Origin of the sequence: Myxococcus sp. AM010 (genome assembly GCF_013372585.1) — a bacterium.
Taxonomy (GTDB): domain Bacteria; phylum Myxococcota; class Myxococcia; order Myxococcales; family Myxococcaceae; genus Myxococcus; species Myxococcus vastator.
The window spans coordinates 24,079-42,711 of sequence record NZ_JABXEO010000051.1 but is presented as its reverse complement, the minus strand read 5'-3'; the positions used below and the strand labels follow the sequence as shown (position 1 = coordinate 42,711).

Genomic DNA, 18,633 nt, shown 5'->3' with positions numbered 1-18,633 from the left:
CGGCCTCAAATCCAGAAGGCCATGTCGCGCTCGGTGTCCTCGGGCCCCGGGCCCTGGCCGCCCTCCCGCAGCCAGCGGCGATACGCCTCGATGTCGGCGTGGTGCAGGTCCGCCTCCGTGCCGGAGTAGACGCCGCCGCCTGGGCCGTCCAGCAGGGCCTCGCGCTGGATGTCCATGATGGCCACGTCCTGCCGGATGACCTGCCGCGTGTACCACCGCACCAGCGGCATCATGGCGCGCCCCACCAGCGCGCCGGGGACATCCACCGGCAACCGGTAGCTGATGGCCGTATAGACGAGGCTGTCCGTGGGCCCGATGGGCGTGCACTGCGAGTTGATGACGAAGCCGTGCTCGCCCCACAGGTAGTCCACGCGCGTGACGTTGGGGACGTAGAACTTGTCCGTGTGGAGCAGCGGCAGCCCGCGCGGGTTGAAGAGCCTGCCCAGGCCCGTGACGGTGTCCTGGGCCTGCTTGTACGTCACCAACACGCTGCCCGCCGTGCGCCGCACCGTGGCCGGCACCCGCTTGCTGGCGGGCCTGCGGAACCAACCTGGATGCACGAAGAGCGTGTGCGGCACGTCCATGAAGTTCTCGACGAGGTTCGTCACCCCGTTCGGGAAGCGCGTCACCATGAAGTAGACCGTCCACCCCGCCTGGCCCCAGCAAGGCACGCGGAACGGCGCGGCCCGCGCGGGCTCGGCGCCACCCATGTAGACGAAGACGAGGCCGTCCTGCTCCACTGTAGGGAAGCGCGTCAGGCGCCCCAGCGCGCAGGGCTCCGTCGCCAGCCCTTCCCGCGCGCAGGCGTTGGCGTCGAGCAACTCGCTTCGCTGCGAGGGCCCCAACGAGGGGACTTCCACCACGGCGCCCGACGCGTCGTAGACCCAGCCGTGATACGGGCAGCCGATGCGGCCGTCGAAGACCGCACCCCGGGACAGCCGCGCGTTGCGGTGCAGGCACCGGTCCCGGAGCGCGGTGGGCTGCCCGTGCGCGTCACGGAAGAGGACCACGCCCGTGCCGAAGAGGGTCCGCGCCAGGGGCTGGCCGGGCTTCAGCTCGGTGGAGAGACACGCGACGTACCAGAAGTCCTTCAGCGCGCCACAGCGCGTGAGGTCGGCTTCGGCCGCCAGGTCCACGTTGGGGGCGGGCGAGGTGTCGCGCGGATGCAGGCGCAGCGGCGGTCTCATGGAGCAACTCCGGAGAAATGGTCCGACCAGCCCGTCAGGCGGTGCAGGTCCACGGGCTTGATGTCGCCCGCGCGCTGGCCCAGCGCGACGCAGCGGGCCTCGTAGCGGCGCGCCCCGTCCTCCACGCGCACGGCGCGCACCGGGCCGAGCTGCCCCAGCTCCCGCGCGTAGCGATAGTGGTGTCCCTCACAGAGGGCGTGCTCCACGGCCTCCGCGGCGGCGGTGAGCCGAGAGGCGGGGGCGCCCGTCTCCAGGAACAAGACGTAGGCTGGCGCCGGACTCCACTCGGGCGCCAGCATGGCGAAGCCGGGCCGCGCGCCGTCAAAGAAATCCGGAAGCACGGCATCCAGCACGGCCCCCGCGCGCGTGGCGGCGAGCTTCTCGCCCACCAAATCGCTGACGGCATCCGCCCGGCCGACAAAGCGCAGGCAGGGCGTCGCGTGCTGGAAGCCCTCCACGCGGACCAGGTCGCCCAGGCGGTAGCGCAGCAGGCCGCCCGAGGTGGACAACAGCACCGTGTACGTGCGGCCCCGCTCCAGCTCGTGCGCGAGGCGAGGCCGCGCGGTGGGGTGCTCGCCGTCGATGAACTCGAAGAAGTGGCTGCGCACCGCGAGCACGGGAGCGGGCGCATCGAAGAGGGGCACGGTGACGACGCCCTCGGTGGCCAGCAGTCCCTTGCCCTGCACCTCCACGCCTGGGAAGCGGCGACACGCGGCGGGGAGCGCGTGAGCGGCCTGTGCGTCCGTCCACATGCTGAGCAGCGACAGCCGAGGCCACAGCGCGCGGGCGCTCCCGTCACCACGCAGCACCTCGCGCAGCAGCGAGGCCCGCTCCGGGCGCGGAGAGAAGCGCATCCGAGCCAACACCGTCCGCAGCGCGGCTTCATCGGGTGCGGCGCCGGACGAAGGCGGCCGACAGCGCCCTCGCGACAGGTCATCTGCCAGTCGCTCCCCGTGCCGCTCCAACGCGTCCATGAGGAGCGTGAGGAAGCTGGGGTTCCACACGCTGAGGAGCGCCAGGTCCTCGCGCGCGACAAGGTGCCAGAGCGTCACGTAGCGGCAGGACTCCACGTCCGGAAGAGCCCCCACGTCCCCAGGCACCGCGAAGATGCGCGACAGCAAGGGGCGCAGCACGCGCGAGAAGTAGGCGCTGTCCTCCGCGCTGCCCACGGGAATGCCGCCCGCCGTGCGGACCTGCCTTCGCGCCAGCGGGGAGATGGACCAGTAGCTGGCGCCCTCGCGCAGCGCGGGCCGGCGGTGGAGCAACTCGAAGAGCATGGGGGCCAGGGCGCGCTGGAACTCGGCCAGGAGGCCGCGCGTCATGGGCACCCGCTTGCTGGCGCCCGAGGAGCCGCCAGAGAGCTCGAAGCGCAGCACCGGCTCACGCGTGAGCACACGGGCCTCGCCCGCGGCGATGCGCTCCACGTCCGGAGCCAGCGCGTCCGGTGTCACCCATGGCACGGCGTCCTGGAAGTCACGGGCGGCGCGGATGCGGTGGAAGCCAGGGAGGCGCGCCGCCTGCACGCTTCCCGCGGCCGAACAGAGCACCCGCCGCAGACACTCCGCCTGCGCGGCCTCGGGGTGGCGCAAGGCCCGGTGGAAGCGCAGCGCGGAGGGAGCGAGCACGGCCCGCAGCCCCTCCAGCGGCAAGGAGGAAGCGCTCACGCCGGCCTCACGTCCTCACGCGGGCGCCCGCGTATCTCAACCCGCGCCGGGCCCAGCCCCGAAGCTGCCCGGACACGCTCCGCCCCAGCGCCAGGAAGAGGTCCCACCAGCGAATCTCCACCAGGCACACCAGCTCCTCGCCCTCGCCATGACGCGGGTTGCGCTCGGCGAAGAAGGCGATGTCGGGGTGCTGGGCCGCCGCGCGGTCGATGGGCGCGACGCCATCCCGCACGCGATAGTGCGCGCCCTGGAAGCGAAGCGTGCCCCGCGCCGCGTCGTACTGCGCGCCGAACCAGCGGGCGGCCAGCGCGCGCAGGAAGTCGGCGCGGCCAGGCGGCGGCGTCCAGTCCCGCCGAGGCATCGTCCTGGGGAAGTAGTTCACCGCGAGCAGGTACGTCTTGAAGCCGGCGCTCAACAGCAGCCAGTGCACCGGCCGAAGGGGATGACGGAGCTTGCGCGACAACACGAAGCGCCCGAAGCACACCTGCAACACCTTGTGTCCCCACCAGTCGGGGTGGATGACCGTGTCGCCCGAATACACCACCTCCACCCGCTGCCCGCCCGCGAGCTCCTCGGCGACGCGCAGCGTGCTGAAGCCCACCAGCTCCCCACCTCGCCGCGTGTGGAGGAGGATGACGTACTGCTTGGCCTCCAGGTCCTCCGCGAACCGCTCCGGCGACACGCCCGTGTAGCAGCGCTGCATCAGCGCCAGCATCCGCCCACGCTGCGCGTCCGTGAGCGCTTCACGCCGCACCGTCGAGCCCTTGAGCGGCGACATCATGGCCGGGCACGCCCCTGCAACACCTCCGCGTCAGGAGGCTGCCGAAGCTCCTGCGTGCGGTCCGGCGTCAGCGACACCTCCTGCACGTCCCCTCCGTACCAGTGCACCCGCGCCGTCACGGGCCCCGAGTACCGGCCCAGCCCGAAGTGCAGCCGGGCGTCCGCCGACGCGGAGAAGCCGCCCATCAAGCCCACCTCCCGCACCTGCTCCACCTGCTTCCCCGCCTCCTCGTAGGTGACGACCACCCGGGTGCCCACCGCGCTCCGGTGCGTGCGTCCCCCGTGGCCCACCAACGTGAGCCCCACGAAGCGCGCACCCTGGCGCCCCTCCGAGCGCAGCGTGTTGCGATACAGCGACACCGGCCCGTGCTGGTTGGTGATGAGCGCGTCCAGGTCGCCGTCCCCATCCAGGTCCGACAGGAGCACGCCTCGCGAGTTGTCCGGGTCGTCCAGCCCCAGCTCGCGCGCCAGGTCCACGAAGTGGCCGGGCTTCGCGTCACCCAGGTTGAGATACGCGCGGCGCGCTTCATTCGGGTAGATGGTGCGGCCCCGGATGTCGCCCCACTTGTCCGCGAACGTGTGGACCTCCGGGCCGGACTGCATCAGCTTGTGGTTGACGTACCAGTAGTCCTTGCGCTGGCCGTCGGGGATGCGCCACCGCGCCGCGTCCAGGCGGTCATCCACCATGCCATTGGCCTGCACCAGGTCTGGCCAGCCATCGTTGTCCAGGTCTCCCGCCGCCGCGCCCCACCCGAAGCGCCGCTCGTTGAGCGCGCCGCGGAAGGTGGCCTCGTCCCGGAACGCTGGCGTGAAGGCGTCCTTCCCGGGGCCTACCATCCACAGCAGGCTGCCCTCCGCCTGGAGCGAGTGGTGGACGTTGGAGACGTACAGGTCCAACCAGCCATTGCGGTCGAAGTCCGCCACGGAGGCGTTCATGCCCTTGTACGTGTCCTTCCCAATCTCACCGAAGAGCCGGCCCGCGACGCGGCGGAAGTGCGTGCCGCCCTCGTTGAGGTAGACGTCGTCCGGTCCGAAGTCGTTGGCCACGTACAGGTCCGTCCACCCGTCGCGGTTGAAGTCCACCGTGCTCACCGCCAGCGACCAGTGCGTCTGCGGCATGCCCATGGCTGCGATGTCCACCTTCTCGAAGGTGCCGTCACCCCGGCCCCGGTAGAGCGCGTTGAGCCCGCCGTTGGCCGCGTTGTGCCAGCCGTCATGCATGAAGCGGAACATGCGGCGGTCTTCAGCGTGCTCGGGCTCGGGCAGACGGAAAAGGTTGAGCGGCACCGGAGGCGCGTAGCCCGGCAGGTGCGTGGTCATCACGTTGAGGACGAACAGGTCCAGGTGCCCATCCCGGTCATAGTCGAGGAAGGTGAGGCCCAGGCTCACCGCGTGGTCCGCCACGCCCGCGGCCTCCGTCACGTCCTCGAAGCCCGCGGTGCCCGTCTCCCGCAGCGTGTTGCGCAGCAGCCGGACGGGCCCGAAGGCCACCGCCACGGCGAGGTCCAGGTCGCCGTCGCCATCCCAGTCCACGAAGGTGCCGCCGCCCGGCAGCCCCTCTTCCCTGTAGCGCGTGGTGAAGCGCTCCAGCGCGGGCACGGGCACCCGCTCGAAGCGCAGGTCGCCCAGGTTGCGATAGAGGACCGCGTGGTCCTCGGGCCGCGCCAGCGGGTGCGTGAGGAACAGGTCCGGCCGGCCATCCCCATCGTAGTCCCCCACGGCGACGGCATCCCCCACCGCCACCAGCCACTTCGCGACGTGCTCCAGCCGAGGGTCCAGTTCCTCGAGCGTGTTGCCCATGGTGGAGCCGAGCCCCGCGGCGCGCGCATCCACGCGCTCCATGCGGAAGTCCAGCGGCGGGGTCCGGACTCCGGGCGTGGCGGCCAGGGTGTAGCCACCCACCATGAGGCCACCCAGCCCGCCCACCACCGCGGCGCGCTTCAGCCAACCGGAGGACACCAGCGTGCGCAGTGACTCGCGCCCTCCGCGCTGCCAGGCGGCGCGCGCGTGGACGAACAGGAAGCGGACCGCGGCGCACGTGAGGGCCGCATAGAAGAACGTGTAGACGCTCTCCTTGAAGTGCAGCACCAGGTCCACCAGCGTCACCGCCAGCGCCAGCAGTATCTGCCCGCGCCGCGTGCCCGGAGACGTGGCCGGGTCGGTGAGCATGTAGAAGACGAAGATGAAGAACGACGGCGCACCCAGCGTGCCGAGGAAGAGGACCTCTGGCGGCAGGTGATGCCGGAGCACGTAGGCGCGCAGCGCCGTCTGGAGCGCATAGAAGCCGAGGAAGCTGACCACCAGCCACCCGCGCCCCACCCGGAAGAAGAAGAGCACGAGCGCCGCCATGAGGATGAAGGCGGAGAGGGCCACCTCGCCGTTGGCCCACTGGTAGGCGGGCGCGGCGGTGATGAGCTCCCGGGTGAAGAGCAGCGACATGGCCACGCCGAACATCGACGGGTTGAAGACGTGGCGGCCCTGGAAGGTGAGCACGTACTTCGAGCCGATGGCGATCCACACCGGCAGGAGGAGCAGCCAGCTCGAATGCGAGTAGTTGAGCAGCAGCGCCAGCGAGCAGCAGGAGATGTACGCGCTCAGGGGCACGACCTTCTGCCGCTTCAGCCCCCAGCCCAGCGCGACGTCCAGCACGCTGCCCGTCACCACGATGGTGGCCATCTGCCACGGGTTGCGGTTGAAGCCGAAGAAGGTGAAGCCGAGCACACCGTAGAGCGTCAGCAAAAAGGCGAAGGGCAGGCGCGGGTCGTTCCAGCGAGGCCAGACCCAGCCCCAGCGCTCGACGCGGGGCGCCGTGTGCAGCGGGATGTACACCTGTGCAGCCGGGCTCACCCCGGGACCAACGCTCATCGAAGCCCGCCTCCCACCAAGGCGCGTCGCCGCGCGCGTGCGGAGCGTGCCCCGTGGAGCGCGCGCTGTCCATTCAGGTCAGGGGCTTGCATGAGCCCCTCCTGTCCGTGCATCCATGCCATGCCCAGGGCGTTGCAAACTCCGGGCGCAGGTCCTCCAGCGCGCACCTTCCGATGCCCTCTCCGCACACCCGAGCCCTCCTCGCCATCCTGGCCGCTGTCTGCATCGTGGCGGCGGGCGCGTTCCGCCACGCGCAGAACGTGAAGGGCTCGCGAGGCGGACGCATCTCCGGCCCCAAGCTGGCGTGGCTCTTCTACGCGGTGTTCTTGTGGTTCCTCGCGTGCCCGCTGGTGGCGCTGGACGCGGCGGTGCCGGAGGAGGCGCGAGGCGTGCTTGGCGCGTTCGCCGCCTTCATGTGGCTGCGAGGCGTGGCGGAGCTGTACCTGCTCTACGGCATGAAGCGCTGGCGGCCCCCATATGGCGTGGCCCACGACGTCGCGTGCATCGCGCTGGTGCTCGGAGGCCTGTACTGGGGCCGGGCGCGGTGGCTGGGCGTGCTCGGCCCCGAGGACCTGTGGGCCCTGGCCTTCCTGGGCCTGGTGCTCGTGAGCCTGATTGTCGAGGTCGCCTACGCGGCCCTGTTCTTCCACGCCGTGGAGGGCCGCACCACGGGCGAGGACGGCATCTGGTTCGCGGACGAAGCGCAGACCCGGTTCCGCCGCATCAACCGGCTGACCCTGGCGCTCAACGTGCCCCTCTACGCGGGGCTGGCCGGCCTGCTGGTGGTGGGGGCGTGGTAGGCGAAGTGACGGCACGCGCGGAACAACCCGAGGCATGACTGCTACACTGCGCCTCCGCGCTGGCGCTGCCGGACCTCCTGCCCGCCGATTCGAAAAGCCATGGGACACCCCACCCTTGAGAACGAGACCCCCTTCGCCTTCGACATGATGGGCCTCGCCGACGAGGACGGGAGTCCTCTGCTGCTGCTCGTCGTGAAGGCCACATATGCCATCGGGCCCTCCGGGCTGAAGCTCGCGGACGAGCAGGTGCCCGTGACGTGGAGCGGTGAGTCCTGGGGCAAGCCCGGCGAGTCCAGCGACAAACACGAACCCGAGAGCGCCTTCATCAAGCTTGCCACGGACGTGGCGCTGATTGGCCATGCCTACCCGCCCCAGAAAGGCGCCACGGAGGCGCTGGTGGCGCTTCAGGTCGGGCCACTGAAGAAGGCCGTGCGCGTCGTGGGCGAGCGGACCTGGTTCAAGAGCATGGGGCACGTCACCGCCACCAGGCCGCTCCCCTTCGACAAAATCCCGCTCACGTGGGAGCGCGCCTTCGGCGGCTGGGACAGGACGGACGCCGCGAAGCCCTCCTTCGAGGCGCGCAACCCCGTGGGCGTGGGCTTCCGCGCCAGTCCTCGCCACTTCGAGGAGGGACTGAAGCTGCCCAACCTGGAGGACCCCGCCACGGAGCCCCTGCGTGATTTCGGCCAGAAGGTGGTGCCCGCTGGCTTCGGCTTCATCTCCCCGCACTGGCAACCTCGCGCCAGGTACGGCGGCACCTACGACGAGGCCTGGAGCAAGACGCGCAAGCCCATGCTGCCGAAGGACTTCGACCGGCGATTCTTCAACGCCGCCGCGCCGGGCCTCATCGCCCCTGGCTACCTGAAGGGGGACGAGCCGGTCATCATCGCCGGCGTCTCGCCCAAGGGGCGCCTGTCCTTCGCGCTCCCCGGCCAGTCCGCGCCGGTCGTCACCGTGGCGCTCGCGGGCGGCGAGGACGCGACACCCCCCATGCACCTGGACACCGTGACCCTGGACACCGACGAAGAGCAGGTGACGCTCCTCTGGCGTGGACACGTTGCCTTGGGAGAGGGTCTCCACGAGGTGCGGGGCCTGAAGGTCACCGCCCAGGGTGTGAGCGCGCCCAAGGCGGCCTGAGCGGAGCCAGTGTAGGGGCATGTATCCAGCAGCGCAGCCGCGCTCCGGCTGCGCGGCTGCTCGACTCGCACCGCGTGGCCCCTGCCGGGGTACTCTGCTCCCCTGGAGGTGGTTGGCATGCCCGTCAATACCGGTGTGAACAAGATGTCCGTGGTGACGAAGGACAGCGGCGGCGTCACCGTCGCCTTCCCGGACGTGTGCAAGACGCCCAGCCCGGCTGGCCCCGTGCCCATCCCCTACCCCAACGTGGCCCAGTCCTCCGACACCGACAAGGGCACGAAGAAGGTCTCCGTGGCCGGCAACCCGGTCTGCGTGAAGGACTCCAACTTCAAGACGAGCACCGGCGACGAGGCCGGCACCGCGGGCGGCGGCGTGGTCTCCGGCAAGACGAAGGGCAAGGCGGAGTTCGTCAACTTCTCCTTCGACGTGAAGTTCGAAGGAAAGAACGTGGCCCGCGCCTTCGACCTGATGCTCCACAACGACAAGAACACGCCGCCGTTCCCCGTCATGCAAGGTCCTGTCATCGCGATGGGGAAGAGCGATGAGGCTCCCAAATGCGCGGTGTGCGACAAGGACCTGTAGGCCTATTACAGCTCGGCCAAGGAAGACCGCCGCAGGGGCACCTGCCCTTCCGGGGCAAAGCTGATGCCAAGCGGCCAGGACTCCAGCACCGCCGTCGAAGGCATCACGAACCCATGCACCTCCGAACAGACATCATCCTGAACTGGGGCCGGTACGAGGAGCACCTTGATGAGGCCGCCTTCCAATGGGGACAATGGGAACGGACTCTCACTGCCTCTGACCAACTTCTATTGGAAGCCGCTGAAGCCGAAGAACAACTCCTGGCGAGATTGGACGCACTCGTCCTTGGAGGTGAACGCGTGGCCATCCGGCTTCTCGAGCCCGCGCTGGCGTCGGACGAACCCGAACGTCTTTCCACTGCTGTCTTCACGCTCCTTGGCGGAGACTGGAGCAAAAGCGCAGATGCGGTCCTGACTCTCGTCGAAAATGCCACGCCCACCGCCCTTGAGGCAGTCCGGCGTGCACTTGAAGTACTAGAGCCACAGACACTCCCCGCCTGGCTGCCATCTCTTCTGGACAAGGCTCCCCCTCTTCAGGCTCTCGCCCTGAGCGCGATGGGTACACACTTGATAGCCCCTCCCGCGCCACTAGCTCGTTGGGTTACAGCGAAAGAAACGTCCGTAGCAACAGCCGCATTGCAGGCAGCAACACGTCTTCGGACACGCATCGAGTGGCCGTTGCTGAAGCAGGCCATTTCATCACATGAGCCGCAGACACGTGACGCAGCCCTGATAGCCGCCCTTCTTTCCGGCCATACAGAAACCTGGAGAATCTGCCGCGACATGGTCGTCGCTCGGCACCCAGGCCAGACACTGCCGCTCCTGCTGCTCTCACTAGGAGCAGGCCCAAGCGGGTCAACCCTTCTCAGCCCCTTGGCCGACGAGCCTCAATCGCGTGCGGATGCAGTCTGGGCATTGGGGTTCAACGGGTATGTGACCGCAGCAGAGACCTGCTTGAAGTATCTCGACGATGACAACGTCGCCCCCCTGGCAGCGGAAGCATTCTCCGCCATCACAGGGCTGGTTCTGGCCAAGCCATTTGTCGAGGACAAGGCTGAGAGCGAAGACGAAGCCTCGGATGAGGGAAATGGAACTGCGCCAACCATCCATCGCCCTCCTGGAACTGGCCTCCCTCGACCATCCACAGACGACATCCGTGGATGGTGGGCCAAGAATCAGAAGCAATTCAATCCGGCCGTACGATATCTTCGAGGGCAGCCATGGACGCCTGCTGCCTTCCTGCAGGGATTGTGGGCAGAACCGATGCGAAGGCGACATGTCTTGGCACTGGAAGCAACGCTCCGCAGTCAGGGTGCATTTCAGCTCCAGACCCAGGCATTCACCCGTCGCCAGTTCATCGGACTGACCTCGCTACGAGAGGCCCCGCCCACGCTCACCTCGCGTCCCTTGGCCGAGGGGCTTTTTTCATGATAGCGCGTGACCTTCAGTCGCATTCCCCTGCCGCCATTGCCATCACAGGGCTGGGGCTGACGTCGTCGCTCGGAATCGACGTGGTGGCAAGCTGTGCATCAGCACGCGCGGGCGTAACCCAGTGGACACAGCTCGACATTGAGGAGCCGGATCTCGATACGTTGGAGAGCATTCCACTGAAGGGGCACTCTGTCCGAGGCCTCACAGATGGTTTTGACGGCGTCGCGCGTCTGGCACGACTTGGGGACGCGGCGCTGGACGACTTGATTCGCTACTCAGGGCTGAAGCAGGCGTCGCATGCTCGCATGGGGTTCTTCCTGTGCCTCCCTGGCCACTTCTATTCGACCTCACAATGTCAGTTCGAACTCCTCGGACAAGGTCCTGCAGCAGAGGACGTCGCGAAAGAAGCCCTTCGGGCACATTTCGAGCGCCAAAAGCTGTTCCAATCCAAGCTGGAGCAAAGTCTGGTTCCAGCATTACTCCAATGGAACGGACTGGACATCCCGTTCGAACTGCGCACCACTTTCCATGGTGGCCCCGCTGTTTTCGCGCGAGCCGTTGAGCAAGCCGTCAACCTGCTCCGCTCTCGTAAAATCGACCGATGCATCGTAGGAGGTATCGACTCATACGTGCATGGCAGCGCATTGGCAGACGCTCACACGCTGGGACTCCTCAGAACAGAGGAGAAGCCCTCCGGGTTCTTCCCAGGAGAGGCCGCGTCATTCATCTTGCTGGAACGCATGGATGCCGCTCGACTCCGGGGAGCGCGAATCGAGGGGTTTCTGGGTTCATCCGCGATGGCCGCGGAAGATTTTGACCGCTTTTCGGGCGTCCCTCCCCAAGGCATCGCGCTAGCAACCGCCACGGAAGAATGCTTCCGATTGGAGCAGAGACGCCCAGGACTCATCATCGTCAATATCAATGGTGACGAGTTCCGGGCTCGGGACTTTGGCACCGCGCTCGTACGATTGAGAGGAACCATCCTCCCCGAAGAATCCTGGCAGTGGTTTCCGCCCGCTTCCTTTGGAGAAATAGGAGTAGCGACCGGCGCTGCGTCCATATGTCTTGCTGTTCGCGGCTTCGTCCGCGGCTACGCTCCCAGCCACAGTGCGATCGTAATGCTCCTAGGAGACGATGAAGCCCGCGGCGCCATGTTCGTCGGGGCCCCATCAACTCCGGTCAATCGGACAAGGCCATACCATGGACATGCGTGAAGCTCAGCGTCAAGCCTTTGAGCAGTACCAAAAGAAGGCCGCAGCCGCGAACCAGGCCAAGAGCAAAGCCGAAGAGGCTCGAAAAACAGCCAACCAGGCTCCGGATTCAGAGAAACTGGAGAACGCGGCCTCGAAAGCAGAGTCGTCAGCCGAAACAAAGGAAAAGGAACGGCACCTGTCGAAGCTCAGCACCAAGGACAGCCATCAGCCTGGTGAGGACAACGGCTGCGTCACACGATGCATCTGGGTATATCGGAAGCCGCCCGACTTTCGTCCACGCTGTTTGTATGCGGGGCACAACCACAAAGAAAACGCCATCAAGTATCACGTCGCCAACGACAGCAGTTGGTACAATCTCAGCTTCGACCGCAGCGGCGGGCGCGCTCGTAAAAGGATTGAGACGCAAGCCAAGGTCATCAACCTCAACAGGAAAGCAGCCAAGAACAACCCCATCCTCACTCCAGGGGCCTGGGACATGGCTATGTCTGGCGCCAACTTCTGGTCCGCCAGCACGAAACCCTGGGCGCATGAGGCTCACCACATCATTCCGACAGACGTACTCTACCAGTCCTTCAAAGAGGACATGAGCCTGCTTCAACAGCTCAAATACAACATCAACAAGGGAATCAACACCATCATTCTTCCGACCCAGCGCGAATACGGAAAAATATACCTCCTCCCTGCTCATACAAACAGCCATCCGGGCTTCAGCAAGAAGGTCAAGAAGCGCATCAACTCCGTCAGAAGCGGTGCGGCTGAACAACAATCGAAACCCGACGGGCACCCCGAAATGTCCGAGACCAAGAACAAGCCATGGAAGTCTCAATTGGAGCAACATTCCAAGCAGCTTCGCAAGGACTTGCGCAAGGAGGGAATCCGCCTGGGGCTTGATTTGGAGGCGTCCAACACACTGGATGATGTATGGAGCCCCAAGTCAAGCAGTGCCGCCTCAATCTAGCTGTCAGTCCCCCTCCTCTTAAAGCTCTCTTTCTCCAAACATACCGTAGCCTGTCATGATCGAAGCCACCTATCAGTATTTCATCGTCACTGAAATCGAGAGCGACGAGAGTTGCCTCATCGACGAACTGCCCAGGCCCTTGGACAAGAAGTTCTGGATGGCCACCAAGGGCGTTCGAATGGACAATGAATACACTTATGGGGTACGCCTCAAGATGTCCAGGGATGGTGGTCTGGGTATCCCCGACTACATCCCCAACACCCTCCTGCTCCCCATGGTCTCCGCCAAGCTCAAGTCGTTGCTTGAGAAAGAGGCCGGCGTGGAAATCGAATTCCTTCCGTTCTCGCTCTACAACCACAAGGGACGGGTGGCGGCAGAGGCTTGCTTCATTGTCAATGTCATTGGCACTCACGAGTGTGTAGATACAGCGAAGACCCGGGGAGAGAAGTCCATCATCTCTCCTGGCCAGTTCGAGGCCTTGTCCCAACTCGCTCTCGACTCAACCAAGGTTCCCTCCAACGCGAAGCTGTTCCGGGTCAACGTCTTCCCCCGAGCACTCATCATTCGCGATGATCTCCGCGTAGTCCTTGAGCGAGAGGGCATCACCGGCATTCGATACGTCGCCATGGGGGAGCGCTACCAGCTCCTGTAGAGCTGCGTGTGAACCGGACCATGGACTTGGAAACCATTCGCTTGAATGCACATTCCGCGCTGACTGACGCATTGAGGAGCATTGCTATACAGGGTGTGGCCGAGCGCTCCGGGAAGGCCTATGATGTCGCCGCGCTGATGTACCACCGGCTGGCGCTCTGCGAACTCCTTGCCGAACTTCGGAGCGATCGCTTCCAGGTCCTCCTCTGCAAGTCTGCCCTCGTGCGCCTCGTCGCGATGCGGCTCACGGTAGCTGGGCGTACTTTCCATCCACTCACAATGTGCGCGAGCAAGAACTTCTCATTTGTCGATGCCATAACGGCAGGCCAGCTTGACCTGGCGGTGACTCTGGCTCGGCTGATGCCTGACCGTCACGATCCTCAGTGGGAATACGAAGACGACTTCTTGTTGCATCGCTTCATGCACAAGCGCCTGTTGCATCTCCACGCGCGCGAGGAGCATGACCTGCATCCCCTCCTTGCGCGCTGGGAACAGGTGGTTGGCGGCGAACATGCGCCGTATCTTGAAGCCTGTCAGATGCTCCTGAAGCATGACGCAGACGGGTTTCATGATGCCCTGATTGCCGTCATCGAGGAACGTGGTCGGCAGTTCAAGGAAAAGGGTGCCTATCCAGAGGAGGCAAGACGCACGGATGGCGCGCTCTTCATGAATGGCTTCGCGCTGTTGAGGTTGGCGGAGTTGGACGGACTCGCCACTCAGCGGGAGTACCCCAACATCCCTAGATTTGCCCGGCTGCCCGTATCCAAACTACCATTGTCTCCGGACGCATGGAAGACACCGACCGAAGCGCTGCCGTCATAGCGGTGGGCGTCATCCCCTGCACAGCCGGGGTGAGGTTTGGAGGGAGGCCGAGACGGACGAGGCACACCGGCGTCCAGTTGCGAGCATCGCGACTCCAGTGCTCGGGATGATGTTCTTTTGCGTGTTGGCATGCCTCGCAGCGTCGAGCCAGCAGCGCGTGCTCGCGGCCGAAGAGCCTGTCGTCAGGTGTGACGAATCGGATGGCGCAGTGGCGGTGCGCGGTGTTGTACCCAGCCGCGGAGGAGCGTGCGGAACATCCAAAACCCCTGCCTCCTCTTGGAGAACAACTCCACGCCTTTTCAAATCGGACACGCCAGGACATCCGGGAAGTTGGCGTCATGGAATCTGGCGCTCACCTCAATAGTCTTTTCGAACTACTCGACTCACGGTAACTGCCCCATGCCATCCTTCTTCATCCTTTCGACTGTTCGGGAGCCGAAGAATTGCGTCATCAACGAAGAGCCCGAATCGATCCGCGCCACGAACTGGCGTATCAGTCGCGGCTTGCGCATGGACGAGCGGTTCCCCTCGGACGTGGTGCTCGAGATGGATGGGGAGAACAAGGGGCTTGTGACCCCAGATCTCATTGCGAACACCGTGCAGTTCGCCATCGTCTCCAACCGGCTCAAGCAATTGCTCGCTGAGCATTCCGCCGCTCACATCGAGTTCCTCCCCGTCTCCATCGCCAATCACAAAGGCCGGATTGCAGCCAAGGACTTCTTCGTCGCGAACGTGCTCGACCAGCACGACTGCATTGACCTGGAGCGAAGCGATGTAGAACAGCTTGGCTTGGAGCCAGAAATTCTTTCTGGCCTGTTCCGGCTTCATGTCCTCGAAGACCGGATTCCTCCCGAAGCGAAACTCTTTCGCCTCAAATCCATGCCTTCCGTCATTCTCATTCGTGGCGACCTGCGTGCGGTTATTGATGCAGCGGGAATCACGGGCGTGAAGTACATTGGCATGGGCGACCGCTGCCGCATTTACTGAGCCAATCCTCCGACATGTTCTCCGATACGCTGTTGACGCGCACCCTGTTTGAGCCGTGCCCGCTGATGTAGCAGGCGGTCAGGAGGATGGTGGAGAAGGTGCGTGAGCACTCTCATGTACGGGCGCCAGCAGCCACTGAGGAATGAGCACCGGGACACCCTCAGCCCGCAGTGCGGTGGCAGCGGTTGTCGTCGTAGAGCCAGACGGGCAGTTGGGCGAGGACGTGTGAGGTCGAGGGCAGTTCGCTGACGTAGGCGTAGTCGCGCATGAGGTCTTCAGGCCATGCCGTTGCAATGGGGCAAGTGGCCACTCGCACCGCGTGGCCCCACTGGGGTATCCTGCTCCCCTGGAGGTGGTTGGCATGCCCGTCAATACCGGTGTGAACAAGATGTCCGTGGTGACGAAGGACAGCGGCGGCGTCACCGTCGCCTTCCCGGACGTGTGCAAGACGCCCAGCCCGGCTGGCCCCGTGCCCATCCCCTACCCCAACGTGGCCCAGTCCTCCGACACCGACAAGGGCACGAAGAAGGTCTCCGTGGCCGGCAACCCGGTCTGCGTGAAGGACTCCAACTTCAAGACGAGCACCGGCGACGAGGCCGGCACCGCGGGCGGCGGCGTGGTCTCCGGCAAGACGAAGGGCAAGGCGGAGTTCGTCAACTTCTCCTTCGACGTGAAGTTCGAAGGAAAGAACGTGGCCCGCGCCTTCGACCTGATGCTCCACAACGACAAGAACACGCCGCCGTTCCCCGTCATGCAGGGCCCTGTCATCGCCATGGGTGGAAGCGAAGGCAAGCCCAAGTGCCTCGTCTGCGACAAAGAGGTCTGACCCTCCGAGCCCGACCATGGCCAAACGTGATGGACGGTTGTTGCGCTGGGATATCCATGAAACGCACCTCGACGAGGCCGCGTTCCGATGGAGCCAGTGGGAGCAAGCCCTCGACGCTCCCGATTTCACCCTGGCCGACGTCGCGGAGCTGGAGGAACAGCTCGCGGCCCACGTGGATGGGCTGGTACTGGGAGGAGCGCCGGTTGCCCGGCGGCTGCTCGAGCCCGCGCTCACGTCCGAAGAGCCAGAGCGCATCGTCGCAGCCACCCTGGCGCTCCTTGGAAGCGATGCGCCGACTGGGCCCGCCGCGCTCCTGGCCGCGCTTGCCGAGGCGGAGCCCCCCACGCTCACGCCGCTCCAACGCGCCTTCGAACTCAACTGCCCGCCCGACCTCGGCGCAGGGCTGTCGTCGCTGTTGAAGCAGGGCGACACCCGCCCCGAGCTCCAGGCGCTCGCCCTGGACACGCTCGGCGCACAAGGCCTTGTCGACGCTCCGCTGTGCCAGCCATTCGTCACACATCCGCATCCCCTGGTCGCCGCCGCCGCGCTGCGAGCCGCCAGCCGCAGCCGGGTGGCGGTTGAGCCCACCGCGATTCAACGCGCGCTGGAGTCCAATGATCCGCTGCTTCGGGAGGCCGCCATCGCCGCCGGCCTCCAGGCGGGGCACCGGAACGCATGGGCCACTTGCCAGGCTGCCGCGGAGCCTCAAGGGCGTGGAGGCCGGCTGCCTCTGCTCGCGCTGGCCCTGAATGGCGACGAGCGTGACCTCAAGGTCCTCCTGGGGCTGCTCTCCGTGGAGCCGCGCCGGCCTGACGTCTTGTGGGCGCTTGGCTTCTCTGGACGGCTGGCGGCCGCGGACGCCTGCTTGGAGCAGCTGCACGACAAGGCCACGGCCGCGCTCGCGGGCGAGGCCTTCAGCGCCATCACGGGACTCCGCATCGAAGGGCCATTCGTCAGGCCCCCAGAAGAAGAGCCCGAGGAGCCCGCGCCCCTGGAGTCCGAGGATCTGGATGCGGACCTCAAGCTCAAGCCCGAGGACGCGCTGCCCGTTCCTCACGCGGAGCGGGTCGCGGCCTGGTGGCAGGAGAACCGGCCCCGGTTCGACGCCAGGCAGCGGTATCTCGCGGGCCAGCCACTGACGCCTCAGGCACTCCTGGAGGCGCTCACGACGGCGCCCATGCGAAGGCGGCATGCCCTGGCCCTGGAGTTGGCGTTCCGCAGCCGGGGCGCCATTCAGGTGCCCACGCGCCGCTGGGTGTCCACGCAACTTCAGGCGTGGACGGAAGCACGCGCGACACCGGCGTCGTCGTACAGCCGCCCCTTCGCCGAGGGCCTGCGGGGCTGAAGAACAGCCGGCCGGTGCTACCAGCGCATCGGGTCCATCCAGAGCTCCGCCGCCGGGCGTTCGTCGGGCACGATTCGGGCCAGGGAGGGGACCTGCGGGTAGTCAGACAACGTCCCGAGGCCTCTCTGCTGGGCCAACCACGCCAACGCCAGCCCCTCGATGCACACATGCATTTCGGTAGCGGCTTCCTCCTCACGCACGGCGCCTTCTTCGTGAAGCCTGCGCCACCTCGAGGCCTCCTCTCGCAGCATTCGCGTCAACGCGTCATTGAGCCTGGCCGTATCGTCGTGCAGGAGCGCTTCCACGAGATGCCACCGGGCATCATCCGTCTCCATGCACAAGGCGGCGTGGCGCGCTCGCACCTCCGCAGGCTCCGTTCGCTGAGCAACCATCCCCATGAGGCGCTGCACATACAAGAAGTCCTCTTCATATTCCCGCTTCGGATTGAAGGGAGCGGTGCTGGCCAGCGCGATGCGCCGAGCCCTCTGCAGGTCCATGCTCGCCAGTGCGTCGAAGAATGGAGCTGCCTTGCTGACGTGCCTCGCAGCGGGTACAGCACGCTCAAGGAAATGCAGGTAGGCGCAGCCGCTCATGAAGAGAAACCGATGGAGGCGCTCGGGCGCTCCCTCGAAGAGCAACTCGCACAGGCCCCTGCGGCGGAAGTGCCCGCACACCGCCAGGACATCCGCTTCCTTCGCGGAACCGTCGATGAGTCCAGGCAGCGCCTGATGTGCCTCCAGCAGTGCATTCTTGGCAAATACCGGCAGAAACTTCGAGGTCACGGGATTCTCGCGAACAGTCACAGGTGACCCGACTGCGCCAGCTCCGTGACCAGGATATTGGTGGGATCTGACGCCTCCAGTGCGTCTACCAGTCGCTCGCTGACCACATATCGCTGCGTGTCCCTGTCAATACGGAACAAGTCTGGCGCATGCTTCAACTTCCGCGGGTCGAGCACTCGCTCTTCGATCCGCACGATGTCCTGGCCCAGATACTCAATCTGGCTCTCCTGGAAGTCCAGGCAGTCAAACGCACCAATGGGATTGATGAACCCATAGTCGCGCGAATGGATGCGCCCTTTGTGATTATAGAGGGTGAAGGGGAGGTATTCGACCTCCATCCCCGAGCACCGTCGCGCGAATATCTCGCGAGTCTTCGAATCCACAATGAGAAAGCGCTTGAAGTTCCCTATCAGAGAGCCCGTTTGAATGCCTGGATACGCCTCGCTCATATGGAGTCTGGCATCCGTTGGGAAGAAGGGGGCGGCCTTCTTGCCCACGGACAGGTAATAGCTCTCCAGCCCCATGCCTTCGGGCTCGCTATCGAGCAGACAGAGCGAACTGTCGTTCGTGTCGCCCAAGGTTTCGATCATGAAGTAGTTCATG

The 18,633-nt window shown here is 65.8% G+C and carries 17 protein-coding genes; 11 read left to right on the top strand and 6 right to left on the bottom strand.

The features are described from left to right. Positions 1-5: 5 nt before the first annotated feature. Genes HV826_RS22490 through HV826_RS22475 form a run of 4 tightly spaced genes read right to left on the bottom strand, consistent with a single transcriptional unit; the run spans position 6 to position 6,496 of the window. Positions 6-1,187 carry an aromatic ring-hydroxylating dioxygenase subunit alpha gene (locus HV826_RS22490; RefSeq protein ID WP_176419064.1) on the bottom strand — a complete coding sequence of 394 codons (1,182 nt, stop codon included), beginning with the start codon at positions 1,185-1,187 and terminating at the stop codon, positions 6-8. Further along, positions 1,184-2,851, bottom strand: a complete 1,668-nt coding sequence (locus tag HV826_RS22485) for a GH3 auxin-responsive promoter family protein (RefSeq protein ID WP_176419063.1) — start codon at positions 2,849-2,851, stop codon at positions 1,184-1,186. Before HV826_RS22485 ends, HV826_RS22490 begins: the two co-directional genes overlap by 4 nt. A 7-nt stretch (positions 2,852-2,858) precedes the next feature. Then, a complete protein-coding gene (locus tag HV826_RS22480) occupies positions 2,859-3,632 on the bottom strand; it encodes a hypothetical protein (RefSeq protein WP_176419062.1) in 774 nt (257 codons plus the stop codon). Further along, entirely contained in the window at positions 3,629-6,496 is a 2,868-nt protein-coding gene (locus HV826_RS22475) for an FG-GAP-like repeat-containing protein (protein WP_176419061.1), read from the bottom strand. The genes HV826_RS22480 and HV826_RS22475 overlap by 4 nt, the downstream gene beginning before the upstream one ends. Positions 6,497-6,669: 173 nt before the next feature. On the opposite strand from HV826_RS22475, the gene HV826_RS22470 reads away from it, so the two are divergent. From HV826_RS22470 to HV826_RS22420, 11 genes are all read left to right on the top strand, one after another. Next, entirely contained in the window at positions 6,670-7,296 is a 627-nt protein-coding gene (locus HV826_RS22470) for a hypothetical protein (RefSeq protein WP_176419060.1), read from the top strand. 99 nt (positions 7,297-7,395) lie between these two features. Beyond that, the gene (locus tag HV826_RS22465; protein WP_176419059.1) at positions 7,396-8,433 is read left to right on the top strand and encodes a DUF2169 domain-containing protein; all 1,038 of its coding nucleotides are present in this window, start codon (positions 7,396-7,398) and stop codon (positions 8,431-8,433) included. Between the two features lie 117 nt (positions 8,434-8,550). After that, a complete protein-coding gene (locus tag HV826_RS22460; RefSeq protein WP_176419058.1) occupies positions 8,551-9,015 on the top strand; it encodes a DUF4150 domain-containing protein in 465 nt (154 codons plus the stop codon). A gap of 113 nt (positions 9,016-9,128) precedes the next feature. After that, entirely contained in the window at positions 9,129-10,445 is a 1,317-nt protein-coding gene (locus HV826_RS22455) for a TIGR02270 family protein (protein ID WP_176419057.1), read from the top strand. Further along, positions 10,442-11,659, top strand: coding sequence for a beta-ketoacyl synthase N-terminal-like domain-containing protein (locus HV826_RS22450; RefSeq protein WP_176419056.1), 1,218 nt, complete (start codon positions 10,442-10,444; stop codon positions 11,657-11,659). The genes HV826_RS22455 and HV826_RS22450 overlap by 4 nt, the downstream gene beginning before the upstream one ends. Continuing rightward, positions 11,646-12,617 carry an AHH domain-containing protein gene (locus HV826_RS22445; RefSeq protein WP_176419055.1) on the top strand — a complete coding sequence of 324 codons (972 nt, stop codon included), beginning with the start codon at positions 11,646-11,648 and terminating at the stop codon, positions 12,615-12,617. Before HV826_RS22450 ends, HV826_RS22445 begins: the two co-directional genes overlap by 14 nt. Positions 12,618-12,672: 55 nt before the next feature. Continuing rightward, on the top strand, positions 12,673-13,269 hold the full coding sequence (locus tag HV826_RS22440) for an imm11 family protein (RefSeq protein WP_176419054.1): 597 nt from the start codon (positions 12,673-12,675) through the stop codon (positions 13,267-13,269). An 8-nt stretch (positions 13,270-13,277) separates the two neighbouring features. After that, complete coding sequence (locus HV826_RS22435; protein ID WP_176419053.1) at positions 13,278-14,090, top strand: hypothetical protein; 813 nt, start codon at positions 13,278-13,280, stop codon at positions 14,088-14,090. 399 nt (positions 14,091-14,489) lie between these two features. Next, on the top strand, positions 14,490-15,077 hold the full coding sequence (locus HV826_RS22430; RefSeq protein ID WP_176419052.1) for an imm11 family protein: 588 nt from the start codon (positions 14,490-14,492) through the stop codon (positions 15,075-15,077). A 361-nt stretch (positions 15,078-15,438) separates the two neighbouring features. Further along, positions 15,439-15,903, top strand: coding sequence for a DUF4150 domain-containing protein (locus tag HV826_RS22425; protein WP_163778503.1), 465 nt, complete (start codon positions 15,439-15,441; stop codon positions 15,901-15,903). 16 nt (positions 15,904-15,919) lie between these two features. Continuing rightward, the gene (locus HV826_RS22420) at positions 15,920-17,248 is read left to right on the top strand and encodes a TIGR02270 family protein (RefSeq protein ID WP_176419051.1); all 1,329 of its coding nucleotides are present in this window, start codon (positions 15,920-15,922) and stop codon (positions 17,246-17,248) included. A 17-nt stretch (positions 17,249-17,265) separates the two neighbouring features. Here HV826_RS22420 and HV826_RS22415 read toward each other — a convergent pair whose 3' ends face one another. Both HV826_RS22415 and HV826_RS22410 read right to left on the bottom strand, forming a co-directional pair. After that, on the bottom strand, positions 17,266-18,030 hold the full coding sequence (locus tag HV826_RS22415) for an Imm49 family immunity protein (protein WP_176419050.1): 765 nt from the start codon (positions 18,028-18,030) through the stop codon (positions 17,266-17,268). A gap of 17 nt (positions 18,031-18,047) precedes the next feature. After that, positions 18,048-18,632 carry an imm11 family protein gene (locus HV826_RS22410; protein WP_176419049.1) on the bottom strand — a complete coding sequence of 195 codons (585 nt, stop codon included), beginning with the start codon at positions 18,630-18,632 and terminating at the stop codon, positions 18,048-18,050. Position 18,633 lies beyond the last annotated feature (1 nt).